Origin of the sequence: Ruminococcus flavefaciens MA2007 (genome assembly GCF_000621845.1) — a bacterium.
GTDB classification, from domain to species: Bacteria; Bacillota; Clostridia; order Oscillospirales; family Ruminococcaceae; genus Ruminococcus; species Ruminococcus flavefaciens_E.
Genome location: NZ_KK211355.1, coordinates 217518 through 244448 on the forward strand (window position 1 = coordinate 217518; position 26931 = coordinate 244448).

Genomic DNA, 26931 nt, shown 5'->3' on the forward strand with positions numbered 1-26931 from the left:
AACCTTTCCTCAGAAAGGTTTCCCCCATAATTAACTATAAGCTTCTATACAAGTGTTGCGGTTATTCTTTCGGGATTTTTTCGCTTATTCAAAGGGTACAAGCTCTGTTACGCATTTTTCTCGCCACTGAGCGTACAGCTCGGAGCCCTGCACAAGCTTCACAGCTTCTTCGGCAGCGTTGTCCTGAACTTTGCTCTCATAGCTCTGTGTATAGGCGTAAACGCGGTATGGAGCGTTATTGACGATAAGGTCGATAAAGCTGTACTCTGTCTCCAATTCGGCAGGAGCAGCTTCGTCGGGAGAAGCAACGCTGACATTGCAGGCGCTGACGGGATCGGCTTCTGAAACAAGAGAAACAAGCTTTTGTGTGTCCTCGCTGCTGAGGTCTCCCAGCTTGCTGTAGTCACCGAAAAGCATGAAGTCATCGTCTGTTGTCTCGGTGAGAACAGAAGCCAGCCAGCGGTCGTCGTCAAGCTGATAATTCTCGGTGTACTCCTCTTCACTTGTCCAAAGTCTGTTGAAGCGGTCGATAGTGCCCTCATTGTGCATATAAAAGCCGCACCAGACAGCTCCGTCTGATTGAACTATAAGATCGGATTTAGTGTAGGAATTGGTGTTGTATAGTCTTTCACGATAAATGATACGGCTTTCGGCGGAGCTTGTTTCGGCGCTGCTTCTTGAAGTGGTCAGTTCTGCGGGTTGGGGCAAAGGCGGAATGGCAGACCGTGTATCGGCACTGCTTGTCTTTCCCGAACCGCAGCCTGCCAGTAGTATCGCTGATAAAGCGGCGGCTGTAAGTCGTTTCATGGGATATCCTCCTAAATACGGGAGAAAACTTCTCCTATTCTGTCGCAGATGAGCAGGTCTGCATTACTGTCCATCTGTGTGGGAGCCATATTGATTATGACGAGGTTCTTTCCTCGGAAGTATCGGATAAGTCCTGCGGCAGGGTATACGTTCAGCGAAGTTCCGCCGATAATAAGGGTATCGGCATTGCTGATAGCACGGACTGCACCGTTTACAGTATCGTCGTCGAGAGACTCCTCATATAGCACTACGTCGGGCTTTACAACGCCGCCGCATTCGCATTTGGGGACTCCCTCGGAGTTTATGATATAGTGAACGTCGTGGAATTTGCCGCATTTTGTGCAGTAATTGCGCAGGACGCTGCCGTGGAGCTCATATACCTGCTTGCTGCCTGCTGCCTGATGAAGTCCGTCGATGTTCTGGGTAACGACAGCGGTGAGCTTGCCCTGCTTTTCCAGCTCTGCAAGCTTGATATGGGCAGCATTTGGCTTTGCGTCGAGACAGAGCATTTTTGCCCTGTAGAAGCGGTAGAACTCCTCGGTCTTTTTCATGAAGAATGTGTGGCTGAGGATAGTCTCGGGCGGATAGTCCCACTGCTGACTGTAGAGACCGTCAACGCTTCGGAAGTCGGGTATGCCGCTTTCCGTGGAGACTCCTGCGCCGCCGAAAAATACTATATTATTGGACTCGCTGACTATCTCGGCGAGTTTTTCTATATTGTCCATAGCTTAGTCCCCCATGACCTTTACGAAGAATTTGCGTGTTCTCGGACCGTCAAACTCGCAGAAGTAGATATCCTGCCATGTGCCGAGGAGAAGCTTTCCGCCTGTGATGATGACAGTCTCGCTTGCGCCTATGGCAGAGGACTTGATATGTGCGTCGGAGTTGCCCTCGACGTGCTTGAATGACTGTAGATCGGGAAAGAACTTGTCCATACCCTTGATGAAATCGGTCTGAACGTCGGGATCTGCGTTTTCGTTAGTGGTGATAGCGGCAGTGGTGTGAGGGCAGTAGATAATGCAGATACCCTCAAGAACGCCGCTTTCCTTAACGGCTTCTGTTACCTCGCGTGTGATATCGACAAGCCCCTCAGCAGGGGTGCTTAGTTTAAAGTTGAAAAGCATATTATGACTCCTTTCGGTTGCTCATTTTGCTACGCAAAACAGAGCTGAGTGATTAGTAATTAGTGATTAGTTGCAAATAGCGCAGTTAACATTCGTCGAGCCTACGAACGGGATTCCAAAGGGACGTGTTCCTTTGGCGGAGTCCAGAGGCAGAGCCTCTGGCAGGGTTCGGGGCAGAGCCCCGAGATACGAAGGCGCCTCGCAAAGGGTGAATCTGAAAACAGTCCAGTGGACTGTTTTCAGAGAGGGAACGCCTTGCAAGAGAAGGCGTTCCCTAATGGGCTGTCGAGGACGCCAGCCCCTACAAAAGTATCATGATTTATCAGCGTAATATTTACAGAAATAATTCAGCGGACATTCCTCGCACCGCGGTTTTCGTGCGCTGCATATATCCCGTCCGAACTCCACTGTTCTGTGGCAGAAATCCGAGGACACCTCGGGCGGTATGAGCTTCACAAGGTCTTTTTCCACCTTGGCAGGCTCTTTGTTTTTCGTAAGTCCCAATCTCCCTGTAATGCGTATGCAGTGTGTATCTGTGACCATGGCAGGCTTCCCGAAAACGTCCCCAAGCATAAGGTTTGCGGTCTTTCTGCCGATACCCGACAGCGTGAGAAGCTCCTCCATAGTGCCGGGTACCTCGCCGCCGAAGTCGTTGATAAGCTGATTCGCCATTTCTTTCAGGCTCTTTGCTTTGTTATGGTAAAAGCCGCAGGGCTTTACGTCTTGTTCGAGCTCCGCTATATCGGCATTTGCGAAGGCTTCAAGAGACGGATATTTCTTGAAAAGCGTCTCTGTGACTATATTTACACGGGCGTCGGTGCACTGAGCGGCAAGCCGCGCCGCGAACATCAGCTCATAGGGCTTTGTGTAGTTCAGCGTGCAGGCGGCGTCGGGATAGAGCTTTTCCAGCTCCTCTACAGCCAGTTTTGCTATTTCTTTCTTCGTCATTTAGCGGACTCCTTCAGCTTTTTCTGCTTTTCGAGTATGCTGTCGTATACCTTGTACATCTTCTGCACCGTATTTTCGAGGAAATAGTAGTGCTTGATGTAGAACATCAGCAGTACGAGAACTATTGTCACGAGGGAGAGAACTGCAAGATTCACCTTGAATATCAGCACCGCGAAGAATACTATCAGAATGAATGCGAAGAGCATAGTTACCAGAAAATGGACGATACGCTCATGCTGCATAAAGGCTATCTTGTCCTTGTGCTCAGCCATTATCTCGTCCAGTTCCTCGGAGCTTTGGCACTTTTCAAGGCGCTCCTGAATGTATTTCATATAATTTGTAAGATATTCGGTCATTTTCTCACTCTCCTCATAGACAATGTTAATGAAACTCCACTAAAATTATACACCTTTTTAGCAAAAATGTCAACAGAATTGAAAGAAACGGCGAGAAAAAATCCTCTTATTTAACTAAAGTATGTTTTAAGTATTATTTAAGTTAAATTTGAGCTATCATACAAATAAAAATAACTCTGATTGTGCGGATATACGAAAATTTTTACGGGTATTTAAACATTTTTCTGCAATTATTGATTTTTACTGAAATAATGATATAATTAAGTTGCAAAACTATATCTAAACAGGAGGATATTAAACATGGGAACAAAAATTTTCAAGAAGGCAGGCTCGGCTGTGATGTCGGCAGCATTGCTGCTGAATACAGCTCTTTACAGCACCGCAGCAGTAACTGCGGCTGACGAGCCTATAAAGTTTGAGTTCGAGAACGCTGAGATAACAGGTACTATCTCGGTTGAAAAGGATTCAAACGCAAGCGGCGGCTCTGTCCTCAAAATGACCGAGGACGGCACTATCACAGTGAAGCTCACTGTTGAGGAGGGCGGTCCATATAAGCTCACATTCTACGCTTTTGGCATAGGTACTGACAAGCAGCAGAATCTCAGCGTAAACGGCTCCTCACAGGGCGCTATAGGCATACCGCAGGGTACTGAGTATCAGCCTGTGGAGCTCACGGCTATCCCTCTCAAAGCAGGCGAGAACACTATCGTTATCGAGAAATCATGGGGCTGGTCACAGTTCGACTACCTCACAGCTGAGCCTATGTCAGGCGCCAAGATAGAAGCTAAGCAGACTACTCCCTGCGACCAGCTTGCAACAGTTGAGACACAGAGCCTCATGGCTTATCTCGCAGACAATTACGGCAAGCATATAATCTCAGGTCAGCAGGAGATATACAGCGGCGGTCCTCACGGCCTTGAGACCGAGTTCGAGTACCTCAAGGACACCACAGGTCACTATCCTGCTATCCGCGGCTTTGACTACGGCAACTTCTGCTGTCCTCTCTACGGCAGTGACGACGGCTCAACAGACCGCGTTATCGACTGGGTAAAGAACAAGGGCGGTATCGCTACTGCTTCATATCACCTCAATGTGCCGAAGGACTTCGCAAGCTACACCATAGGCACAAAAATGGACTGGGCACAGTCTACCTATACAGCTAAGGACACTGATTTTTCACCCTCAAAGGCTGCTACGGCAGGCACAAAGGAGAATGAATACTACCTCTCAACACTGAAAACTCTCGCTAAGGAGTTCAACAAGCTTGAAGCTGAGGGAATCCCCGTTATCTGGAGGCCTCTCCACGAAGCCGAGGGCGGCGGCGGTGAGAACGGCTCATGGTTCTGGTGGGGCAGAGAAGGCTCGGCAGCCTATAAGAAGCTCTGGCAGTACACCTACAATACTCTCACAAATGACCTTAACTGCCACAACCTTATCTGGGAGTGGAACAGCTATAACTTCGCAACATCAAAGGACTGGTACCCCGGCGACAACTATGTTGACATCATCGGCTACGATAAGTACAGCTGCACAGACTGGTCAACAGGAAGCGCAAGGTACTACCACAACGACAGCCCGTTCTCCTCTACATTCTACGGCATCATGGAGAAGTACGACAGCGCAAAGATGATATCCCTTGCCGAGAACGACAGCTTTTCAACTCCCGATAAGCTTCAGGAGGAAAAGGCTGGCTGGCTCTACTTCTGTACATGGTATGACGGCGGTTCGGATACAACGAACTTCCTGTCCAACCCAACATTCAATACCAAGGAAGACACTATCGCAATGTATCAGAGCGAGTACTGCATAACTCTTGACGAGCTCCCAAAGGATCTCTACAAGAAGAACGGCGTAACTCCTCCCAATCCGTCAAAGACAACAACTTCCACGACCACAGCGACTACTACAGCAGATCCCAATGCGACAACAACTACAACTGCTTATAAGTTCGCTATCCAGAAGAAGACCGTTACTATCCCCGAAAAGCCTGCACTTGCAGTCGGAAAGCAGATGAATATCACTATCACAGGCGCACCTAACGCTTCTATCGGCGGTGCTATCGGCTTCGGCACAACTGCCGACGACTGGCAGAACATCGAGTGGAAGGGCAATGCCGACAAGGACGGCAAGCTCACAGTATACGTTGATCTCAAGGAAATGCCCGATACCTTCAAGACCTGCGAGGTTCAGGTATGGTGGTCAAACGTATGGAACGCGGCTACTGAAAAGGCTATCGACCAGCCTTACACTATCGACAGCTGCGAGGTCAAGTACTTAATGGGCGGAGCACTTGAAGCCGTATGGGGTGACGCTAACTGCGATAATATAGTAGATATGAGCGACGTTGTACTCATAATGCAGGCTCTTGCAAATCCGAACAAGTACGGACTTGAGGGCACAGAAAAGTCCCATATCACGGAAATAGGCTGGAATTGGGCTGACGTTGATCTGTCCAGCAAGGGCGTAACAGCAAATGACGCACTCAGAATACAGGAATATCTCCTTAAAAAGATAGATACACTTGTTCCGAATGCAAAGTAAAACATAACGAAAAAAGCTGCACATTAGCGAGGGCGTGATAAAAAAATTTATCACGCCCTCTAAAATAATAAAGAAGAAAGAATAATGAATAAAGAATAATGGTGGTATCGCCTTTGGCGATATTTTATTATTATATCCGTGAAACGGATACCTTATTTTTTATTTATTATTTATTCTCTATTCTTTATTCTTTTAGAAAAAGCCGTAAAGAAGCTAAAACTTCTTTACGGCTTTTTTGCTTTATGTGCAGCTTTTTTATGTGCAAATGCATGGGCGGATAAAATATCAGCCAATTAGGGGACGCCCTCACTTGCAGGGCGCCCCCTCTCGAAAAACAATTCACTGGATTGTTTTTCGATTCACCCCTTGCGACATCTCCCCACACTGTGGGGAGTCACCCCACCAGAGGCGCTGCCTCTGACCTTACCGGTACGTCCCCTCTGTCCTACGGACATCTCCCCATCTTATGGGGAGTCACTCTGCCAAAGGAACACAGTCCCTTTGGAATCCCGTTCATATTGTCAGGCAGTAATTACAACATTGAAAATACTGTTTTCTAATGGCTTAATTCTAAGTTCTTAGCTCTAATTACTCCTCGCCCATTCTTGACTTGATGTACTTCTCAAGGAGGTCAACTGTCCTGTCAAGTCCAAGACGGGAGCTGTTAATGCTCAGGTCGTAAAGACGTGAATCGCCCCAGTGACCGTCGCAGTGATAGTTGTGATAGCGCTTTCTCTTGCGGTCTTTCTTGTCGATGAACGCCTTTGCCTTGTCCTCTGTGAGGTTGTAAACGTTCATGACGCGCTTGATCTTTTCACTCATATCTCCCAGTATGAACAGCGAAACAAGACACTTGAAATCGCGGAGCTTTGTCTCGGAGCAGCGTCCCACTACAACGAAGGATTCGCCGCTTGCAGCCTTTTCTCTCAGGAATGTGAACTGCATTTCTGCGATATTGTCCTCGATAGAGTTGCTGTAGCCGTTGACTCTGCGTGAAAGCAGATGATTCTTTGGCTTTTCGTTGTACTTTTCGATCTCATCGGGAGAAAGACCTGTTTTGTCTGCTATCTCCGTAATGAGATGACGGTCGTATATCGGGATATTGAAGCGCTTGGCAAGCTGCTCGGCAATAGCCTTGCCGCCGCTTCCGAACTCTCGACCTACTGAAATGATTACCTGTGACATATATATTCCCCCTTATTGAATTATAAATAACGAACAAATAAATAAACAGTTGATATTGCAAGTACTATGACTGTGGCAGGAGCGAGCTTCTTGCAGTATCTGCCCCAGCCGATAGGATAGCCGTTTTTCTGTGCAACGGAGGTTCCCACAACGTTTGCGGAAGCTCCGATAGGAGTAGCGCTTCCGCCGATATCAGTACCCATTGCAAGTCCCCATGCCAGAGTTGAGATAGGAACTCCCGAGGACTCTGCAAGGCTCTGTATGATAGGCACCATTGTAGCCGCAAATGGGATATTGTCCACGAATGCGCTTGCGATAGCCGATACCCAGAGAATGATAGCCAGCATGAGCATAACGTTGCCGCCGCTGATATCGCCGATGAAGTTTGCTATAAGCTTGAGTATGCCTGTTTCTTCAAGTCCGCTTACCACGATGAAAAGACCGATGAAGAAGATAAGAGTTTTGTAGTCGACTTTCTTGATAAGCTCCAGTGCGTGCTTACCAAAGGCGATAAGTGTGATAGCAGCTATGAAAAGTCCGATAGTTGCTACGGTGAGGTGAGTTGTTGCGTGAGTGATGAGCAGGATAACTGCCAGTGCGAAGATTATGCTGCTGATGATGAAGTCCTTTTTGTTGGTGATAGCCTCTGAGGGCTTAGGGAACTTGCTCATATCAACCTTTTCCTTGCCGCTGCCTGCTATCTCCTTGCGGAAAGCAAAGAACAGGAACAGAACGGATACTGTCAGCGAGATAGCTGCGCAGAGACCTGTGTTTGTAAGGAAGTCGAAGAATGAGAAGCCAAGTGAAGTACCGATGATGATATTCGGAGGATCTCCGCACATTGTTGCCGAACCGCCTAAGTTCGCACAGAAAATCTCGGAAAGTATCATAGGTACGGGATTGAATTTGAGCAGAGAAGAAAGCTCGATAGTAACTGCTGCAAGGAACATGATAACGGTGATACTGTCGATGAACATCGAGAGAACTGCCGACATTATCATGAAAGTGATGAAAATGGGGACTGTTCTGCATTTTACGAGATATGCTATCTTCATGCAGAGCCAGCGGAAGAAGCCTGCCTTAGCCATGCCCTCTACCATTACCATCATGCCTGCTATGAAGATGATAGTCGCCCAGTTTATGCCCTTGCTTTCGCTTTCCGTGACCTGATACCAGAAGTCCTTGGTAGCAAAGCTTTTAATGGCGAGAGTATCCATAACAGCGCTGCCGCTGCGCATACAGATACCGAATACAACGACAAGGGTGAGGATACCGCTGCCGAGTGTGACGTAGTGCCGCTCTATCTTGTCGAGAACTATCATAATGAACATTCCCACGAAGATAATAACGGCGAAAATTTGTGCTGCTGTCATATAAACCTCCATGACTGCGGAGCTGAGCCGCATTATTTGCTTACCCATTAAATAGGTAAAATACACCATTCCGAATTATAGCACAAATGGAGGAGCAATTCAATACAAATATTGTTTTTTTTCGGCAGAAATCAAATTTTGGACAGGCTGTTGGAAATTGACGAAAAATGCGATTATTTTTAGTCAGAGTGTCGAGCCATTCTTTTAACATCAGCTTATGAACGGGATTCCAAAGGGACTGTGTTCCTTTGGCGGAGTGACTCCCCATAAGATGGGGAGATGTCCGAAGGACAGAGGGGACGTACCGGTAAGGTCAGAGGCAGCGCCCCGAATACGACAGGCGCCTCGCAAAGGGTGAATCCAAAAACAGTCCGGTGGAATGTTTTTTGAGAGGGTGACTCCCTACAGTGTAGGGAGATGTCCGAAGGACAGAGGGTGCCGGACACGATTAGTGTCGCCTTGCAAGAGAAGGCGTTCCCTTGAATGGGACGCCGAGGACGTCGTCCCCTACAGAAAGGAAAGGATATTTTTTCGCCGTGGGTATTGCAAATAGTCAGAAGATGTGGTATAATAAGATATGCAGTCGAAAGACTTCTGAGCTTGTAACAGGTTCAAAAGAACTTATAATAGACGCTGCATGGGAGAGAATGGATAAATGCTAAAGTATATTTTGCTCGTAGGCGGATTTGTGCTTCTTATCAAGGGCGCGGACTTCTTCGTTGACGGAAGCTCTGCGGTAGCCAAACGGCTCAAGGTACCGTCACTTATCATCGGAATGACCATAGTTGCTATGGGTACGAGCCTGCCCGAGACCTCGGTCAGCGTAAGCGCCTCGGTGCTGGGAAAGAACGACCTCGCCATAAGCAACGCCGTGGGCTCGAACATATTCAACCTCATGGTGGTCTGCGGAGTCTGTTCACTGCTGTGTCCTATGGCAGTCGGCAGGGAGACCTTGAAAAAAGACCTGCCCTTTTCCATAATAGCGGCAGGAGTTCTTCTTGGACTTGGCACATTTACGGGAACGGTCATGCGCTGGGGCGGAGCTGTACTCCTTGCGCTGTTTGTGTTCTTCCTGTACATGATGATAAGCTCCGCGAAAAAAGCCCGTGCTTCGGGAGAGCAGACCGACGAGGACGAGTATAGGATAATGCCCGTGTGGAAATGCCTGCTGTGTATCATAGGCGGCGGAGCTGCCATAGCTGTGGGCGGAAAAATGGTAGTCGAGGGCGCTTCCGATATTGCCAGGACTTTCGGTATGTCGGACAACCTTATCGGTATGACTATAGTTGCCTTGGGAACAAGCCTGCCCGAGCTTGTTACATCTATCGTTGCGGCACGCAAGGGCGAGGTGGACATGGCGCTGGGAAACGTTGTGGGCTCGAATATATTCAATATACTGTTCGTGCTTGGAATAGCTGCTGTTATCTCACCTATGGCATATACCATTGAAAATGCCATAGATACGGCGGTTCTTATTGTTATGAGCCTTTTCGTACTCATACTCTGTCTGCCGAAAAAGAAGCTGGTGCGCTGGCACGGTGCAGTAATGCTGGCGGTTTATGCAGGCTACACTGCTTATATTTTTGTGAGATAAAGGGGAGAGGGATATGTATTGCTCAAATTGCGGCTCGATAATGGACGAAAGACAGGCTTTCTGTCCGTTTTGTTCGGCTCCGAATCCGAATTACCGTCAGAATGTTCCGCCGCCTCAGTACGGACCGTATAACTATGGTCCGCCGCAATTCTACCGCGACGTATCGCCTTATTCGCCCTATAATGTGAATCCCGAGAACGAGCCTGCGGAAACGCCTCTTCTGGTCTTTTCTGCAATCGAGCCGATAATAGGACTTATCGCAGGCATAGCAAGTCTCAGCAGGCACGAAAAACGTGCAGGAAGAGCTTATCTGCTGGCGGCAGGAATAAGCTTCGGCGTAAGAGTATTGATCGTAATAATGTACGTGGTTTTCAGCGTATTGTTGATATCATGAAAAATAAGGGGGAAAGATAATGACCTGTAAACACTGCGGAGCTTCCATATCCGAGCATGACGTAAAATGTCCATACTGCGACAGCTACATAGACCATGGCACGGCAAATAACAGCTATAATAACGGTGCGCCTATGCAGAACAGGCAGGCTTTCCGCGTTCAGGGACCTGACGAACCGCAGCCGATATTTATCGTTATTTCCCTTTTGATACCGCTTTTCGGCTTCATAATCGGAGCTGTGAATATCTCGGGGGGACACCCCAAGAGCGGCAGGCTTTACCTGATACTCGGTGCGGTATCGTTTTTCCTTTTGTTCTGCGGAACATTCATGTTCCCAATGATGTTTATGCTGCCGTTTTTCCACATGAAATGAGCAAAGCTCCCGTGTCTGGACACGGGAGCTTTTTATAGTTTTCAGATCGCTGACAGCTCAGATCAGAATACGAGTTCGTCTGTGATGTCAAGTGTGTGGATATCGGAAGCTACGAACTTGTTTGCAGCAAGGGTGTAGACGTAGTCGCCTATATATACTGCACGGTTGTAGAGTGAGATATAATAAATATATGCAGAATCGTTTTCACTTACCGATGTGACATCGCCCTTTTTTACGAATTTGCCGTCCTCAAAGCTGAAGAATATATACGATGAGGTATACTTCTGATCGCTTTCGTAACCGTCGTTGTGGTAGGTATATTCATCGAGTCCGATAGGTACGCCGATGAGGTTCTTTTCGGGAGCTATGAGCAGAGCCTTTCTGTCCCACTGAGCAGATGAGCTGTAGTATTTCTCGGTCTTGCCGTCAAGGTCGTCCCAGTCATAGTCGTAAAGCATATCGTTTTTCCATGTAACTGTGTCAACTGCCTTTACATTGTTCGGATCGGAGTTGTCAAACATAGTCAGCTTGATACCTGTTATTCTGCCGTCGTCGTCAGCGTCATTGCCGAAGCCGAGAAGAAGTCCGTCGTTCCATGACTGCATATATGAGCTGAATCCGTTTATTTTCAGCTCGCTGAGAACTACAGGATTTGCAGGATCGCTGAGGTCTATAGCGTACAGGGGATCGGTCTGGCGGAATGTAACGATATAAGCCATATTTCCGCTGAAGCTTGCGGACTTGACCTGCTCGTTGATACCGAGACCGTCTACCATGCCGACCATGTTCATATCCATATCGAGAACATAGACTCTGTTGTCCTGTTTTACTGTCTCATAGGAGTAATAGCCGTTGCTTTCGCCCTTTATCCTGTCCCATAAGCCGTCGATGAAGCCTTCATCGTCCGAATATCTGTGGAAGGTCTCCTTCATCTCGGTATAGCTTGCGGCAACGCGGAAGTAGCCGTTGTACTCGCTCATCGAGAACTGATCGTTTACATAGCCGTCTATGGTACAGCCTGCCTGGGGCTCGATATTTCCGTCCTTTATGGAGATGCGTGTGATATCGGTAGTGTTTCCGTTTTCCCAGCGTCCTGCCGCAGAGTAGAGATTATCTGCCGAGCAGTATATACAACCGCTGTGATCTGCCAGAGTCTTTATGTCCTTGACCTTGGGAGCGCCTGACTTGTTGAGGTCTATGCTGCCGATAATGCTGTAGTTCAGCCATAATGCCGAATCAAACTCGCTCGGGAGCAGTATATCCTCAGCTTCGACAGCTCCGAAGGTCTTTGACATACCGTAGCAGGGGATATACTTTCTGATATTGTCGCTGCCGCCGATCTCCTCAAAGCTGCAAGTGCTATATTCTGAGATAAGGAACATATATCCGTCGGGGGATATCCTTACGTCGTTGTAATAGCCGTCCTGCTTGTAGGTATCAATGAGCTTTGGCTCATCGTCTGTTGTGTAGAACGAAACGAAGGTGTGTGTGTAGTAGTAGTTATCTGACTCATCGCAATAGCTGTCAGTACCCAGTATAGCTATCATATCATTGTAGATATACATATCGATGACATTGATATTCTCGTTATCTCCGAAGTCACTGTTGAGCTCGATGGAGGTATGACCTGTGAACTTGCCGTCCTTTACATCAGCAACGCGGAGAAAGTTACTGAATACCTGATTTTTGTTGGTAGCTGAGCCGATGTAGTAGATACGCTTGCCGTCGGTCTTGACGATATCGGCTTCGAGGACGTCCTGCTCCTGATAGTAGGTATCGGAGTGCTCGGGATCAGCCTCTGTAGTGGGTTCCTCTGTGGGAGCTTCTGTTGTTGTCTCGGTAGCCGGCTCTGTAGAAGCTTCTGTCGTTGTTTCGGTAACAGGCTCGGTCTTTGGCTCTGTGGGGAGCTCTCCGTCAATGATAGGCACTTCGGGTTCAGTGCCGCCGCCTGCGCCGAAACCGCCGCCCTTGGCGTCAGTGGAGCCTGTATATTCGCCGCCGTTGGTCATTGGCGCTTCGGCAGATGATACAGTCTCTTCATCAGCCTCTTTCATTACGAAGTCATCGCTTTTGTATTTGTTTTGTTCTTTTTCGCTTTTGAGCTTTGCTTCCTTGAACATGGTATATATCTGGTCGTAGTTCTTGGCGCCGCTCATATAGCTTGCCTGCTTCTTTATCTCTGTGTCTTTTTCAGCAGGCTTTGTGCCTGTCTCTCTGCTGTCCTGCTGCATGGGAGCTTCCGAGACGGTGGCATTCTTATTATTAAACTTTCCGTTGTTCAGTGAATATGCGGCAGTTCCTCCGATAACTGTGCAGGCAGCCGCAGCAGCTGCTATTCTTCCTGCCATGGAGATGCCGCTTCTCTTTTTCTTTGGTGCTTCATTATCAAGCATTATCTTTATATTTTCGGGCTTGAGCCTGTCGGGAACGGGCTCTGACTTCATCTGCTCTCTGAGCTTATCATCGTTATTCATGTTGATTCTCCTTTCACGATCATAATTCGGGAGTCAGTTCAAGGCGCAGTCTCTGCTTTATGCGCGAAAGCTTTGAGCGTACCGTACCCGACCTGATACCGCACATACGCGATATCTCGTCGCTTGTATAGCCGCCCAGCACTGACATTGAAAGCAGAAGCCTTGATTCGTCGTCCAGCTTGTCCACAGCCTCGCGGAGCTCTACCGACTCGAAGCTGAAGCCCTCCGAAAGGGGAGAGCCATCGCTGAGCTCGTCGGCAGGCTCGAAATACGAGCGCTGTTTACGTTTTATCTTAGCAGCGAGGATAGACATGATCCAGCTTTTGAAGCTTTCAGGACTGCGTAATTTTTTTATGGAGCAAAAAGCGTCCAGAACAGTATCGCTTACCGCGTCGGCAGCGTCATGGGAGCTTCGCAGACTGTATAGGGCTATATGGTAAAGGTCCTCGTATACAGTGGAGTAGAGTCTTGCGAAAGCTTCGGTATTGCCCTGTCGGGCGAGATCGACGTCATTAGAAAAGTCGTTCATGCGAATCCCTCCTTTGAATCCGAATTCATAACATAAGTGTCGAGAAAGGTAAAAATTGCTGCAAAGAAGCTTGAAGTTCTGCTCTTTGCACAAAAAGAATGCCTTTTCATTATGCATTATAACGATATATAAATATTCAACCCACAAAAATGCGCTTTTGGTGGAAAAAACGCAGGAAACTTCATTGACATTTCTTAATAAATAATGTATAATATATGTAACTTCTATTGCTCCATATCTGAAATTATACATTAAAACACTGTGAAAGTAAAGGATTTCCGCACAAAAACCGACCGAGCGGATATGTGCGTCCCTGAAAATCAATAACGGGGTGGGAACATGGTAAGAAAAAAGAGAATGATTTTCGGCGTTGTTGCAGCAGAAGCCAACAGCATCGAACAGAGACAGGTCATAAAGGGCATCGCCCGTTTTGACCAGTGTATCGGAGTAGACACTGTCGTTTTTTCAAACAATTACAATCCTAACGTCAAGGAAAAGGAGCTTTTCTGCGAAAACAGGATATACGACCTGATACTCTCCGACGAGCTTGACGGCTTGATACTGCTCTCAGAATCTTTTGTCAATGAGGATCTGAAAAAGCTTATTGCCGACCTTATATCGCGCAAAAATATTCCTATCGTAGTTGTGGGTACTTATATCGCGGAGCTTGACCTTCCTAACTGTACCTTTATAAATACCAGCGACGAGAACGACATGGAGGATATCACAGACCATCTTATGGACGTTCACGGCTTTACGGAAATAGATATACTCACAGGCTATGACTTTATCAAAGCTTCAAGTCTCCGAGTAAACGGCTACAGAAAGTCCCTTGAAAAGCACGGCATAGAGTTCGACGAGAGCCGCGTTCACTACGGAAACTACTGGATGAACTCGGGCGAGGAGCTTGCCGAGCGCTATTACAGCGGCGAGCTGAAGCTCCCTCAGGCTATAATCTGCGCAAACGACTATATGGCTTACGGACTTATCGACAAGTTCGACGAGCTGGGAATAAAAATACCCGAGGACGTTACGGTAGTGGGCTATGAGTACATAGGCGACCGCTTCATGCACACCCCTCTGCTGACGACCTATAAGCGAAACCGCGAGACCATAGGCGAGGACGCCGCAAATATGGTCTACAGCCGCATAAAGAAGAGGGAGTTCCTCTTTGCTCCGCCACAGGGCGAGATAATCTGCGGAACAAGCTGTACCTGCGGAGTTGACCGCAGGATATATACTACCGAGCTGAAAAACGCAAGGCAGAAAAAGGAATACGACAACTGGAACCTGTTCAATCCTCTTGACCAGAAGCTGACAGAGTGCCGTACTCTCAACGAGTTCGTTGATATCTGCGGTCAGTTCCACTGGCAGGTAAGAGGCATTCAGAGCTTCTATCTGTGCCTTTACAAGAACTGGTACGACAGCGACGCAGAGCTCAGCGACATACTCTCCTGTCAGTGTATGGTGGACTGGGAGGATAAGACGCCCTTTGATATGCAGAAGTACAATTTCTCGGCGCTTCTTGCCCAGAATTACGAGCCTGCAATATACTATTTCAATCCGCTGTTCTTCAATGACCGCCTTTTCGGTCATCTGGTGCTCAAATTCCACGATCCCGATACCTACGACGATATCTACAGAAACTGGCTGAAATCCGTTTCCAACGGTCTGGAATTCCTGCGAATGAAGAACGATATCCAGTATCTGACACAGTGCCAGAACCTCTCAGACCTGCGCGATACTCTCACGGGTATGTACAACGAGACAGGTATGAGAAAGGCTTATCACACCATAGACTTTGAAAATCAGGAGCACTGCCTTGTTATGATGAGGATAGGCATATCCAATGCAGGCTTCTATGAGCTCAGCGGCAAGATACCTGCTATCATGGACGCCGCCGAAGCTGTCAAGCAGTTCTGCGGAAGCAACGATATCTGCGGCAGGGTGAACGATAACACCTTTGCCTGCATAATCAGCGGCGAGAACGATATAGAGCTCCTTGAAAACAGGATAAATTCAATAATGCTCCAGCACGGAGTATACATCGACCAGTACGGACTGGATTCCTTCGTCTGCGCGGCTGTGAAGTGCACAGAGAAGTCCTATACACGTATCACAGGTATCTGCTCCGATATACTTGCGGAGCGCCAGCGCGAGAAAATGGAGATGCGTATGCGTCCCCACTACGAGGATATGCTCCATATAAGAAGCTATATCTACAGCAATCCCCAGGACAGCTTCGAGTCGGAGAAGCTCCAGAAGCTCTATCCATACAGCGCAGGACATCTCCGCGAGGTATACAAGAAGTGTTTCGGCGTAAGCATACATAAGGACTGCATAAACGCACGAATGGCAAAAGCTACCTACTGCCTGACGGTAACACCGCTGAGTATGGCTGAGATAGCCGAGCAGTGCGGCTATGTGGACAGCAAGTATTTCCTGAGACAGTTCCTTGCAACAGTCGGCGTAACGCCGAACCAATACCGCAATATGGCGAAGTAGGCAGCGTGACGCTGCACCCTTGCCACGCTGCGAGCTGAGCCAGCTCGACCGCTTCCACGTTGCCGCTCGTAAACTCGCTCACGATCATCAAAAACGATAATCGTACATCGCTTACAGCACTTTTTGTATAGGCGGCGTGAATATCAAACAATAAAAACAGACCCCCGAAAGCAATTGCTTTCGGGGGTGTTTTTGGTAATTTATTAGCGCAGATCATTCAATATCATAATCTTCTTCGATCCTTTCAAATATACGATTTTCTATCCAGTCCTTCAATGAAAACTTACGGAGAGGCTCATCATGGTTCTCGTGATCGGCTAAATAAAGTTCGCCGTTTTCGTTTGAAACCAAATATGCACCGTCTCCTATGATCGAACCAAGGTCTAACCAGCCATCAGGCACGGAGTCCCAGTTTTCAATTATTTCTATTTTATCAAGCGGAAAAACAACGATTGTTCCCCAGCCATATTCAAAACCGTCAGAGAACTGTAAAAATTCCTTTATTTCTTCGGGAATTACGGCATTATGTATATTTTCCCATTCAACTATGTCATTGATAGAAGCAGGAGGATTGAGCTTATCGGAAATACCTGCTTTTTCGAGTAAGAGCTTTAATTTATCGAGTGTCGTTTTCATGAGTTTTTCTCCTTGGTTCCGGGGTTTTATACTGAAATTATAACCTGAAAATATGGATATGTCAACAAAAAAGCCACAGCACGATAAATGCTGTGGCTTTATTTCATTATTTAACGGGCTGTCGAGAACGCCAGCCCCTACAGAAAATCAGCCGATTGCGCGTCCGAGGAATGCTGCACCGATGATACCTGCGTCGTTTCCGAGCTTTGCAATAACTATCTCGGTATTCTTGGGTGAGTTGCGTGTGTAAACTTCCTTTGCAACGAGCTCCTTCATTGGCAGGAGAAGCGGATCTCCCTCATTGCAGACACCGCCGCCGATGCAGAGTATATCGGGCTGGAAGATATTGATAGTATTTGTGATACCTGCTGCGAGGTACTTGATGTACTTGTCAACAACAGCCTTTGCGTACTTGTCGCCTGCTCTCATGCAGTCGAATGATGTACGTGCTGTTACCTTGCCCTTTTCCTTTTCGGACTGAGCCATAATGCAGTCAGGGTGCTCTGCGATAGCTTCCTTTGTCATGCGGATAAGACCTGTAGCTGAGGAATAAGCCTCGAAGCAGCCCTTTCTGCCGCATGAGCACTGAGCGCCGTCAACTTCGATAACTGTGTGGCCTATCTCAGCGCCTGCAAAGTTAGAGCCTGAGTATATCTTGCCGTCGATGATGATACCGCCGCCGACGCCTGTGCCGAGAGTGATGCATACTGCGTTCTTAGCGCCCTTTGCAGCACCTGCAACGAACTCGCCGTAAGCTGCTGCGTTAGCGTCGTTCTCGATGAATACGGGCTTGTCGATAGTCTCCTGTATGTACTTCACCATAGGAGTGTTCTTGAAGCCGAGGTTGTTTGAATACTCGATGATACCTGTCTCGCTGTTTGCGATACCCGGTGTACCAACGCCTATCCACTCTATCTGGTCGATAGTGAGGTTTGCATTCTTGACAGCCTCAAGAGCCATTCTTGCCATATCGTCTGCGATCTCCTTTTCGGGACGAGGGCAGTTTGTCTTGGTGCTTGCCTTTGCGATGATGTTGTATTCCTCGTCAACTACACCTGCAACGATGTTTGTACCGCCGAGGTCGATACCTACGTAATATTTCATGTTTATATCCTCCTTATTGGATAGTTGTGACTATTATATCACAATTTCCTTTTATAGCAAATGCGCCTGTTCCTGCGGGAACAAAAACGCTTGAGCCCATAGTAAGCGGTAATGTGTAATTGTCAGCGACAAGCTCGCCGCCGCTGCCGCCTATCATCAGAACGTGTGCAAAGGAGCTTTTATCTGCATAGAGCTCAAGCTCCTTGATTATCCTGTGGCGGTTTACATTGAAGTACTCGCAGTCTGCGAGAAGCTGAGTGACAACGCCGTCAAGCTCCATTCCGTAAACAGGGCTTTTCGGCTCGGCAGGGACTGTATTTGTAACGTCCAGTGCCTTTTCGATGTGGAGCTCGCGGGGCTTGCCGTCAGCGCCCAGCCTGCCGTAGTCGTAAACTCGGTAGGTGACGTTGGAGCTCTGCTGTATCTCGGCAATGAGAATGCCCTTGCCGATAGCGTGGAGCGTACCCGGCTTTATGAAGAAAACGTCGCCCTGACGGACAGGAACGCGGTTCACCTTGTCCATGAGGGTGTTGTCCTCGATAGCCTGTCGGAACTCCTCTTTGGTGAGCTCCTCCTTGAAGCCGTATATCAGCTCCGAACCGATGTCAGCGGAGATAACGTACCACATCTCGGTCTTGCCGCTGTCGTTTTCGTGCTTGCGTGCGTAGTCGTTGTCGGGGTGTACCTGAACGGACAGGTCTTTCTCTGCGTCGATGAGCTTTACCAGCACGGGAAAGCTGTCGCCGCTTTTAAAGCTGCTGCCCACAGCCTCGGGGTGCTGCTTCACGAAGTCGCTGAGCTTCATGCCGTCGAAGTCGCCGCCGCTTATGGTGCACTCGCCGTCGGGGTGACAGCTGAGCTCCCAGCTTTCGGCGAGGCGTTCAGTATCGCTTTCCTTGCCGAAAACAGTGCGGAGCTTTGTACCGCCCCATATATAATCCTTGATAGGTGCTTTCAGAAAAAATGGTCTCACGTTGCTGCCTTTCTTGTAGAAACCGCGGAATCATCCGCTTTTTTAGTGCTTTTTGCAAATTCTCTCTCGAAGTCCTCCTCGGAACCGTTATATACGTTGAGGTCGATGTGTTCCTCGTCGCCGTTATAGCCTGTGAGAGTGCCCTTGTCGCTGTACTGCCAGAATTTCCAGTCCATAAGGTCGGGCTCGAAGCTCACGCTTCTTATCCACAGGGGATAGTCGGAGAAGCTTTCCCTGACGTATCGGAAATAAACGGGGAGAGTTGTGTATATAATGGGCTTTACGCCGTAATAGGCTTCAAGCCTGCTGAGAAGAGGCTTCAGTATGCTTTCTGCTTCTGCCTGTGAGGGCTTGTTTTTGCGCTTGTCGCCGTAGTATTCGATATCCACAACGGGGGGCATATTTATCTCATCTCTGCCGACAGCGGAGATGAAGTTGTCAGCCTGAGTATCGCCTGCGCTGTCAAAGCTGAAAAAGTGATACGCCGAGACCTTTATGCCTGTGCCTGCGGCACGGTCAAGGTTGCGCCTTACGGACTCGTCAGTGTGACCGCTGCCCTCGGTAGCCTTTATAAAGGCGAAGGAAACGTTCTGTGATTCAAGCTCCTGCCAGTTGATATCGCCCTGATAGTTTGATACGTCAACGCCGAAAACGGGATATTTAGCCTTGTTTACCTTGGCTGTGGAAAACAGCATAGCGCCTGCCGCGGTGGCTGTCATAAAGACTGAGCCCAGCAGGGTACAAAGGATATTACGTTTTAAGGTCTTCATATACGGGCAACACCTTCCAAAGCGGCGCTCCCGAAAGGGAACGGAGCAAAAAGTCATACTCTATTATAATAAACTAAAACGCTGAAATAGTCAAGAGTTTTCGTGAAATTCCGTTGCAGAACTTGGAAAGAGAGCTAAAGACCAAGAACTAAGCTGAAGGGGACGCCGTACTCGGCGCCCCGTTGTTTGCTGGCGGTGTGATTTTTAATGTGTATTGACATATCGGCGGAAAAATGATAGAATTTTCTTGATACAATATAATAGGAGGCACATATCATGGATTTTGAAGAAGAATACAAACAGAACAGGACGCAGATGAAAAAAATAAAAAAAGAAGACACAGTGATACTTATAGTATTTGCAGCGAATGTCGTTATGTCGCTGTGGATGCTGTTTGCATTTGTGATGACGTTTAACAAGACGGCGCTCCTGACCGCAGTTCTTGGGCTGGCAGCTTCGGCAGTTGGCTTTTTCAGCGCATACAGGAAGGATTCGGCTCTTGCTATAGCGGCAGGAGTGCTTCTCTTTGCGGAGATATCAGCTCTGTTCTTTTCTAACGGTATTTCGCTCTTGGGAATTCTGGAGATAGGCGTATTCGGGTGGTTCGCTGCCAGAAACTTCATGAATATAAAGAAATACAGGTGGCTCGAACAGCAGGACGGCTTTCCACAGTTTGAGCCTAAGCTGAAAGAGTACGACATGGACAGAGTACAGCGAGCCATAAAGGACCCTTATGCTCGGAAAATGGAGGAAAGGCAGAGAAGCTCATCAGGCAGTATGGAGGAGTTATGAGCTAAGGGCTAAGCGACTGAAAGGAGCGATATATGCAGAATAAATGGAAACAAGCCGCCGCGGAGCTTCAATGGCTCGCCGACAGCTACTCGGCAGAAAAGCTTCTGCCGCCAAGTGAAATACATCAGGAGATACTCATTCGCGCATTGAAGCTTCTCGGGGAGGTCTCTCCGCAGGCAGAAGCGCTGATACGCCCGAATTTAGGGATAATGCTGCCCTATACCATAATTGCAGATGTTAAGGGAGACCGCGAAAACGGTGCAGGCAGGCATTATTACTGCGGCTGCGCCACCAACGGCAAACCGCAGAAGACCGTTCGCGGCTATTATAAAAACGGAAAAGACCTTTTCGCAAAGAGCGCCCGAACCATGTTCGAGGAGGACTATACCATGGCGCTGTCTATGCACTGCGGCGGCTTCGTGAAGCATGGCGCAGTCTATCTTGCCCGTGCCGTCCATATGCTGGCTGATATGTGCTGTCTGCCCCATGCGGCGAAAATGACCTATTTTTCCAGCAAGCGCGGTGTCCACATGAGCTATGAGAACCTCGCCCGTGCCATGTATCCCGAGTTTATCCCTGAGCAGCACATCAAATACGAACAGCTCCGCCGCTTTGCCAAGAGAAGCAGCTTCACCGCGGCCCTGAACAAAAATACAGTTGCCATATGCAGCGAGATACCTGAGATATTTACAGCTCCCGAGGCTGAGATAAAACACCGCCTTTACGATACGGAGACGGCAGTTGCGGCACTTCTGTACCGATTCTACCGCGATACAAGGGTAGACGCTATCCACGGTCACTATGTCGCCGACGGCATGACCTGCCGTCCCTTTGCGGACTTCCCAACCCTTGAAATAAGGCTTACCGAGCATGGTATCACTTTTGAATTTGAGGGCGTTCCCGTCAATACCCGTTTCGGCAGCGCTTTCCGTGCCGCCCACCGTTTTGAGGGGCGTTTTACTCTCACACCTGTGGGAAATACCAACGGACTTGTGCTCTCTCGCAGAAAAAACGGGCTGGTGCCCTTTGATCCCCGTGATATGGAGCAGATGTTTACTATTTTGTAGAGCTAAGGATTAAGAACTAAGAGCTAAGAGCTAAGAACTAAGAGCTAAGAGCTAAGAACTAAGTAGGGGCGCCGTTTCGGCGCCCGTTAATTACGTTGCAAACAAAATTGTGTCTGTAGGGGCTGATGCCCACATCAGCCCGTTTTATCTATACAATACTTACGGGGCGATGTAGGCATCGCCCCCTACATTGTGTTCGCGTTCATGCAATAATTATGCATTATGAATTACAAATTAAAAAGGGCGTTCGTGATGAACGCCCTTTGATATTGCATTAGTTTCAGCTATTAGCCGAGCTCTGCAAAGTACTTGATTGTTCTTACCATCTGTGATGTGTAAGAATTCTCGTTGTCGTACCATGAAACAACCTGTACCTCGTAGAGGCCGTCACCGATCTCAGCAACCATTGTCTGTGTAGCATCGAAGAGTGAACCGAATCTCATGCCGATAACGTCAGAAGAAACGATCTGATCCTCATTGTAACCGAATGACTCGGAAGCAGCAGCCTTCATAGCAGCGTTGATGCCTTCCTTAGTTACGTTGCTGCCCTTAACAACAGCTGTGAGGATTGTTGTAGAACCTGTTGGAACAGGAACTCTCTGTGCAGAGCCGATGAGCTTGCCGTTGAGCTCTGGGATTACAAGACCGATTGCCTTAGCAGCACCTGTGCTGTTAGGAACGATGTTTGCAGCGCCAGCTCTTGCTCTTCTGAAGTCGCCCTTTCTGTGAGGACCGTCGAGGATCATCTGATCGCCTGTGTAAGCGTGGATTGTGCTCATGATACCGCTCTGGATAGGAGCATAATCGTTAAGAGCCTTAGCCATAGGAGCGAGGCAGTTTGTTGTGCATGAAGCAGCTGAGATGATCTTGTCATCCTTTGTAAGAGTCTTCTCGTTTACGCTGTAAACGATTGTAGGAAGATCGTTACCAGCAGGAGCTGAGATAACAACCTTCTTAGCGCCAGCGTCGATATGAGCCTGTGACTTGTCCTTTGAGCAGTAGAAACCTGTGCACTCGAGAACAACGTCAACGCCGATCTCGCCCCATGGGAGCTCTGCAGCGTTAGCCTTAGCGTAGATTGTAAGAGTCTTGCCGTCTACAGTGATTGTGCCCTTCTCATCGTCTGCTGAAACAGTGTGAAGATTCTCACCGATCTTTCCGCAGTAACCGCCCTGAGCTGTATCATACTTGAGAAGCTGAGCGAGCATTGAAGGCTTTGTAAGGTCGTTGATTGCAACTACCTCATAACCTGGAGCATCAAACATCTGTCTGAATGCAAGACGACCGATACGGCCGAAACCATTAATAGCAACTTTAACTGACATTGGATATACCTCCTAAAAATTTGTATGAATTAATTATACCCCAACTGAGAAATTTTTTCAAGTGGTTCGATAAAAAAATAACAGAATTTTCTATAAAATCACAGATTGTATAAAACGGGCACTGTTGAAACGAAAAATTTTGTCAGCATTTTACTGTACCAAATCATCACTGTAACTATTTCTTTTTTTACTCAAATGGTGTATAATATATACATATATTATGTCTCTGCACATTTGCGGAGAGACTGGAGATACTATGGACAACAACAAAGACTTCGGGGAATTTTTCGGGAGCCCCTTTGCTGCGGAGCTCATAAGCAGCACGGAAAATGTGATAAGGCGCTCTGTGTCGGGTATAGCGGCTGCCTGCGAGACGCTCAGCGAGTCTGCGGAGAAAAAGCACTCAAAGCAGGATAAACAGCTCATTGACGGCATAATGGCGATGTGCTGCGACCTTATGCGCAGTGCTCAGCTCAGTAAGGCTCTCACGGCTGAAAAGCTCACCGACGAGGATATGAGTACGATACGTGCAGACGCCTTTCTCAGGGATTTCGCCGAAAGCTGCAAGGCGGCTTCAAAGGGCAGGTGCACTGTAACGGTAGGCGAGACCTCGGCTTCTTATATCAGGACTGACAGGGAGGCTCTGCGCTTTCTGCTGCTGAGCTTTGTGAGACGGCTCACGGCTTGCGGCGAGGGCGGAAAAAACGCCTTTGAGGTGTCCTGCGGTGAGAAGTTGAAAACTTTAAACATTTCTGTCAGGGCTTTGGGGACATTTGTGGACGAATCCCATGTGGGACAGACCGATATTTTTGATTCCCGTTATCGTGAAGTATGCATGGGCTTTGCAGAGCGCATAGGCGCCTGCGCAGAGCTCTCGGACAATGCGCTGACAGTTGGTATTCCGCTTAGTGACGGCAATAGCAGGGCTGTTGCGGAGGCTGCCTCGGCAGAGCCCGAGAGGGACAGCTTTGATCCCTTCGGCGTTATGCTGGGCAATATGTGAAGCCCATTGTGACAGGATTGTGACAATTTCGTAAAACTAAGCAATATTGACAGAATAATCTGAAAATTTTGTTGACATTATTCAAAAAAAGTTGTATAATAAAAATGTTGAAAGATCTCAGCGAAAAATTCATCGTTTTGGAGTGCTTTTATGGGAAAGAATTATGAGATCGAGAGGAAATTCCTCGTTGAGTTTCCCGATGTTTCACTGCTGGATGTAAAGCGCAGGATAGCTATAGTCCAGACCTATCTCAAAAGCGGCAGCAACGGCTCGCAGCGGAGAGTAAGGTACGTGGACGAGAACGGCAGTGTTAAATATACCTACACGGAAAAGATATTTCTTACTCCTGTGACAAGAGAGGAAAATGAATCCGAGATAAGCGGCGAAATGTATCAGCAGCTCCTTAAAGAGCACCGCGGCGACTGTCCGCCTGTGGAAAAAGTCCGCTACTGCTTTGACTATGAGGGGCAGCTCTTTGAAATGGATAAATATCCCTTTTCGGATAAGCTTGCTATCATGGAGCTGGAGCTCAGCTCTCCCGAGCAGACTATCGATTTCCCCGACAAGGTCAGAGTTATAAAGGAAGTATCCGATGATCCGCGTTACTCCAATGCGGCTCTTGCAGCAGCAGGGGCGTTTCCCGAACAGCAGATTGGAGAATAGATTCAATGTCGGAAAAATTTGTACCCGCTGACAGCCCCGAGCAGCTCTCCGCATTATTCGGTCAGCTTGACGGCAATATCAGCGGTATCCAGAAGGATTTCAATGTCACCGTCGTAAGCAGGGACGGGGGCATTAAAATTATCGGTGACGGCGATACCGAGGGCGCTGAAAAGGCTCTGAAGGCTCTTATGAAAATGGCAAGCAGCGGCAATTCTGTCAACGAGCAGACCGTCCGCTACGTCACATCTATGGTGGCTGACGGAGTCGAGCAGGAGCTTCAGGAGCTTGGAGGCGACGGCATATGCATGACCGCCTCGGGAAAGATACTCCGTCCGCGAACCGTCGGTCAGAAACGCTATACCGACGCTATAAAAAATAATACCATAGTTCTGGGAATAGGTCCTGCGGGTACTGGCAAGACCTATCTTGCAGTTGCTATGGCTGTAAAGGCGTTCCGCGAGCATAAGATAAAGAAGATAATCCTTACCCGTCCTGCCGTTGAAGCAGGCGAGAAGCTGGGATTTCTGCCAGGTGATCTTCAGGATAAGGTGGATCCTTATCTTCGTCCGCTCTACGACGCACTTTTCGATATGTTCGGAGCAGAGAGCTTTGCACGATACATGGAAAAGGGGATAATCGAGGTGGCTCCGCTGGCTTATATGCGCGGACGTACACTCGACGAAGCTTTCATTATCCTCGACGAGGCTCAGAATACCACCTCCGAGCAGATCAAGATGTTTCTCACAAGACTGGGAAACGAGAGCAGAATGGTCATCACAGGCGATATCACGCAGATAGACCTGCCCGACACCAAGAAATCGGGACTTGTGGAAGCCATTAAGGTGCTCAAGGGTATAGATGATATCGAGATACACCGCTTTACCGAGAAAGACGTTGTGCGACACAGATTAGTACAGGATATCATCAAGGCTTATGAAAAATACAATGAAGGGAGAAAGAATTATCATGGCTAAGTTAAAAGTTTATGTAAAGAACAATCAGACAGAGGTGAAGGTACCTGTAGGTATCAGACTCCTTATCAGAAGATGCTGTCAGGCAGTACTCACTACAGAGAATTTCGGAAAGGACGCAGAGGTAAGCGTTTCATTCGTAAGCAACAATGAGATAAAGAATCTCAATAAAATATACAGAAACAAGGACGCTGTAACAGACGTTCTCTCATTCCCGCTCACAAGCGAGGACGGCACTGTTGAGATAAATCCCGAGACAGGCGCAGTTCAGCTTGGCGACGTTGTTATCTCACTGGAGACAGCAGTAAAGCAGGCTCAGAACTTCGGTCACTCACTGGAGAGAGAGGTGGGCTTCCTTACCGTTCATTCAATGCTCCACCTGCTTGGCTACGACCACGAGACAAGCCAGCTCGACCAGCGTATCATGCGCGAAAAGGAAGAGTCTGTCCTTGAAAAGCTTGGTATCTCCAGAGACGCTACATTTGTTATCAACGGAGAAAACAACTGATGTCAAGAACGGCTTTCGTTACTATCGCAGGACGTACAAATGCAGGAAAATCCTCGCTCCTTAACGCTATCGTGGGCGAGAAGATAGCTTCTGTCAGCAATAAGCCCCAGACTACCCGTACCCGTATCACGGGCATACGCAATATAGACGACGTTCAGCTGGTATTCTTCGATACTCCGGGATTACATAAGCCCGTGAACAAGCTCAGCGAGCATATGCTCAATACCGTCAAGGAGTCCGTAAGCGACATCGACGCGGTAGTGTTTGTTATGGACTGCACCAAGAAGATAAACGAGCAGGAGCTGAATTTGCTCAGGTCTATGAACGACTCGAAAATGCCCGTTATCCTTGTGCTGAACAAGATAGACCTCCTTAAAAACAAGGACGAGCTTGCTCCTGTTATCGCTGACCTGACCTCGAAGATAAAGTTTCAGGCGGTAGTTCCCGTAAGCGTTACGGAGAACAGCGGCGTTGACATAGTTATCGACGAGATAATCGCTCTTTCAGAGGAGTCCGTGCACTTCTTCCCCGAGGATATGATAACAGACCAGCCTGAAAAGGTGCTGGCGGCAGAGATGATACGTGAAAAGCTCCTTATGCTCCTCAGCGACGAGGTGCCTCACGGCATAGCTGTAGGCGTTGAGCAGATGACCGAGCGCGAGGACAAGGATATCCTTGATATATCCGCTGTTATCTACTGCGAGAAGGAGTCCCACAAGGGCATAGTCATAGGCAAGGGCGGAGCTATGCTGAAAAAGGCTTCCACTGCCGCAAGAATAGAGCTGGAGGACTTCTTCCAGATAAAGGTCAACCTCAAGTGCTGGGTAAAGGTCAAGGAGGATTGGCGCAACAGGGAGAATCTCATCAGGAGCTTCGGACTTTCCGAGAAATAATTACCGCAAATAATAACAGGCTT

At 48.2% G+C, this 26931-nt stretch carries 26 protein-coding genes; 12 read left to right on the top strand and 14 right to left on the bottom strand.

What is annotated here, in order from left to right; translation table 11 throughout:
* Window positions 1-84: 84 nt before the first annotated feature.
* The 5 genes from T497_RS0114035 to T497_RS0114055 all read right to left on the bottom strand — a co-directional run bounded on the left by T497_RS0114035 (window position 85) and on the right by T497_RS0114055 (window position 3235).
* Complete coding sequence (locus T497_RS0114035; protein WP_028516160.1) at window positions 85-807, bottom strand: hypothetical protein; 723 nt, start codon at window positions 805-807, stop codon at window positions 85-87.
* Between the two features lie 11 nt (window positions 808-818).
* A complete protein-coding gene (locus T497_RS0114040) occupies window positions 819-1532 on the bottom strand; it encodes an NAD-dependent protein deacylase (RefSeq protein ID WP_028516161.1) in 714 nt (237 codons plus the stop codon).
* 3 nt (window positions 1533-1535) lie between these two features.
* On the bottom strand, window positions 1536-1931 hold the full coding sequence (locus T497_RS0114045) for a secondary thiamine-phosphate synthase enzyme YjbQ (protein WP_028516162.1): 396 nt from the start codon (window positions 1929-1931) through the stop codon (window positions 1536-1538).
* Window positions 1932-2243: 312 nt separating this feature from the next.
* Entirely contained in the window at window positions 2244-2879 is a 636-nt protein-coding gene (gene nth, locus T497_RS0114050) for an endonuclease III (RefSeq protein WP_028516163.1), read from the bottom strand.
* On the bottom strand, window positions 2876-3235 hold the full coding sequence (locus T497_RS0114055) for a hypothetical protein (protein WP_028516164.1): 360 nt from the start codon (window positions 3233-3235) through the stop codon (window positions 2876-2878). The genes nth and T497_RS0114055 overlap by 4 nt, the downstream gene beginning before the upstream one ends.
* A gap of 300 nt (window positions 3236-3535) precedes the next feature.
* Here T497_RS0114055 and T497_RS0114060 point away from each other — a divergent pair, with 300 nt between their 5' ends.
* Window positions 3536-5776, top strand: coding sequence for a glycosyl hydrolase (locus T497_RS0114060; RefSeq protein WP_028516165.1), 2241 nt, complete (start codon window positions 3536-3538; stop codon window positions 5774-5776).
* Window positions 5777-6364: 588 nt separating this feature from the next.
* Here T497_RS0114060 and T497_RS0114065 read toward each other — a convergent pair.
* Together T497_RS0114065 and T497_RS0114070 are read right to left on the bottom strand one after the other, a co-directional pair.
* Window positions 6365-6961, bottom strand: a complete 597-nt coding sequence (locus tag T497_RS0114065; protein WP_028516166.1) for an AAA family ATPase — start codon at window positions 6959-6961, stop codon at window positions 6365-6367.
* Window positions 6962-6981: 20 nt separating this feature from the next.
* Complete coding sequence (locus tag T497_RS0114070) at window positions 6982-8334, bottom strand: SLC13 family permease (protein WP_028516167.1); 1353 nt, start codon at window positions 8332-8334, stop codon at window positions 6982-6984.
* 655 nt (window positions 8335-8989) lie between these two features.
* On the opposite strand from T497_RS0114070, the gene T497_RS0114075 reads away from it, so the two are divergent.
* The 3 genes from T497_RS0114075 to T497_RS0114085 are packed head-to-tail and all read left to right on the top strand — an operon-like array spanning window position 8990 to window position 10695.
* A complete protein-coding gene (locus tag T497_RS0114075) occupies window positions 8990-9928 on the top strand; it encodes a calcium/sodium antiporter (protein ID WP_028516168.1) in 939 nt (312 codons plus the stop codon).
* A gap of 13 nt (window positions 9929-9941) precedes the next feature.
* Entirely contained in the window at window positions 9942-10322 is a 381-nt protein-coding gene (locus T497_RS0114080) for a zinc ribbon domain-containing protein (protein ID WP_028516169.1), read from the top strand.
* A 19-nt stretch (window positions 10323-10341) separates the two neighbouring features.
* A complete protein-coding gene (locus T497_RS0114085; protein WP_028516170.1) occupies window positions 10342-10695 on the top strand; it encodes a hypothetical protein in 354 nt (117 codons plus the stop codon).
* 62 nt (window positions 10696-10757) lie between these two features.
* On the opposite strand, the gene T497_RS0114090 is transcribed toward T497_RS0114085, so the two are convergent.
* Both T497_RS0114090 and T497_RS0114095 read right to left on the bottom strand, forming a co-directional pair.
* The gene (locus T497_RS0114090; RefSeq protein WP_028516171.1) at window positions 10758-13169 is read right to left on the bottom strand and encodes a beta-propeller domain-containing protein; all 2412 of its coding nucleotides are present in this window, start codon (window positions 13167-13169) and stop codon (window positions 10758-10760) included.
* Window positions 13170-13188: 19 nt separating this feature from the next.
* Complete coding sequence (locus T497_RS0114095; protein ID WP_028516172.1) at window positions 13189-13698, bottom strand: RNA polymerase sigma factor; 510 nt, start codon at window positions 13696-13698, stop codon at window positions 13189-13191.
* A gap of 339 nt (window positions 13699-14037) precedes the next feature.
* On the opposite strand from T497_RS0114095, the gene T497_RS0114100 reads away from it, so the two are divergent.
* The gene (locus T497_RS0114100) at window positions 14038-16203 is read left to right on the top strand and encodes a substrate-binding domain-containing protein (protein WP_028516173.1); all 2166 of its coding nucleotides are present in this window, start codon (window positions 14038-14040) and stop codon (window positions 16201-16203) included.
* Window positions 16204-16416: 213 nt separating this feature from the next.
* Here the strand turns inward: T497_RS0114100 and T497_RS0114105 are convergent, their stop codons facing one another.
* The 4 genes from T497_RS0114105 to T497_RS0114120 all read right to left on the bottom strand — a co-directional run bounded on the left by T497_RS0114105 (window position 16417) and on the right by T497_RS0114120 (window position 19686).
* Window positions 16417-16839 carry an SMI1/KNR4 family protein gene (locus tag T497_RS0114105; RefSeq protein WP_028516174.1) on the bottom strand — a complete coding sequence of 141 codons (423 nt, stop codon included), beginning with the start codon at window positions 16837-16839 and terminating at the stop codon, window positions 16417-16419.
* 147 nt (window positions 16840-16986) lie between these two features.
* A complete protein-coding gene (locus tag T497_RS0114110) occupies window positions 16987-17943 on the bottom strand; it encodes an ROK family protein (RefSeq protein WP_028516175.1) in 957 nt (318 codons plus the stop codon).
* Between the two features lie 13 nt (window positions 17944-17956).
* Window positions 17957-18916, bottom strand: a complete 960-nt coding sequence (locus T497_RS0114115; RefSeq protein ID WP_028516176.1) for a type I phosphomannose isomerase catalytic subunit — start codon at window positions 18914-18916, stop codon at window positions 17957-17959.
* A complete protein-coding gene (locus T497_RS0114120; RefSeq protein WP_028516177.1) occupies window positions 18913-19686 on the bottom strand; it encodes a GH25 family lysozyme in 774 nt (257 codons plus the stop codon). Before T497_RS0114120 ends, T497_RS0114115 begins: the two co-directional genes overlap by 4 nt.
* A 276-nt stretch (window positions 19687-19962) precedes the next feature.
* Here T497_RS0114120 and T497_RS0114125 point away from each other — a divergent pair, with 276 nt between their 5' ends.
* Window positions 19963-20478, top strand: coding sequence for a hypothetical protein (locus T497_RS0114125; protein ID WP_028516178.1), 516 nt, complete (start codon window positions 19963-19965; stop codon window positions 20476-20478).
* Window positions 20479-20510: 32 nt separating this feature from the next.
* Window positions 20511-21545 carry a zinc dependent phospholipase C family protein gene (locus T497_RS0114130; RefSeq protein WP_028516179.1) on the top strand — a complete coding sequence of 345 codons (1035 nt, stop codon included), beginning with the start codon at window positions 20511-20513 and terminating at the stop codon, window positions 21543-21545.
* Window positions 21546-21832: 287 nt separating this feature from the next.
* On the opposite strand, the gene gap is transcribed toward T497_RS0114130, so the two are convergent.
* On the bottom strand, window positions 21833-22870 hold the full coding sequence (gene gap / locus T497_RS0114135) for a type I glyceraldehyde-3-phosphate dehydrogenase (protein WP_024861751.1): 1038 nt from the start codon (window positions 22868-22870) through the stop codon (window positions 21833-21835).
* Window positions 22871-23126: 256 nt separating this feature from the next.
* Here gap and T497_RS0114140 point away from each other — a divergent pair, with 256 nt between their 5' ends.
* The 5 genes from T497_RS0114140 to era all read left to right on the top strand — a co-directional run bounded on the left by T497_RS0114140 (window position 23127) and on the right by era (window position 26908).
* On the top strand, window positions 23127-23873 hold the full coding sequence (locus tag T497_RS0114140) for a hypothetical protein (protein ID WP_028516180.1): 747 nt from the start codon (window positions 23127-23129) through the stop codon (window positions 23871-23873).
* 150 nt (window positions 23874-24023) lie between these two features.
* Window positions 24024-24536: a CYTH domain-containing protein gene (locus T497_RS0114145; protein ID WP_028516181.1), complete on the top strand. Its 513-nt coding sequence runs from the start codon at window positions 24024-24026 to the stop codon at window positions 24534-24536.
* 5 nt (window positions 24537-24541) lie between these two features.
* The gene (locus T497_RS0114150) at window positions 24542-25510 is read left to right on the top strand and encodes a PhoH family protein (protein ID WP_028516182.1); all 969 of its coding nucleotides are present in this window, start codon (window positions 24542-24544) and stop codon (window positions 25508-25510) included.
* A complete protein-coding gene (gene ybeY, locus T497_RS0114155; RefSeq protein ID WP_028516183.1) occupies window positions 25503-26015 on the top strand; it encodes an rRNA maturation RNase YbeY in 513 nt (170 codons plus the stop codon). The genes T497_RS0114150 and ybeY overlap by 8 nt, the downstream gene beginning before the upstream one ends.
* The gene (era, locus tag T497_RS0114160; protein WP_028516184.1) at window positions 26015-26908 is read left to right on the top strand and encodes a GTPase Era; all 894 of its coding nucleotides are present in this window, start codon (window positions 26015-26017) and stop codon (window positions 26906-26908) included. Before ybeY ends, era begins: the two co-directional genes overlap by 1 nt.
* Window positions 26909-26931 lie beyond the last annotated feature (23 nt).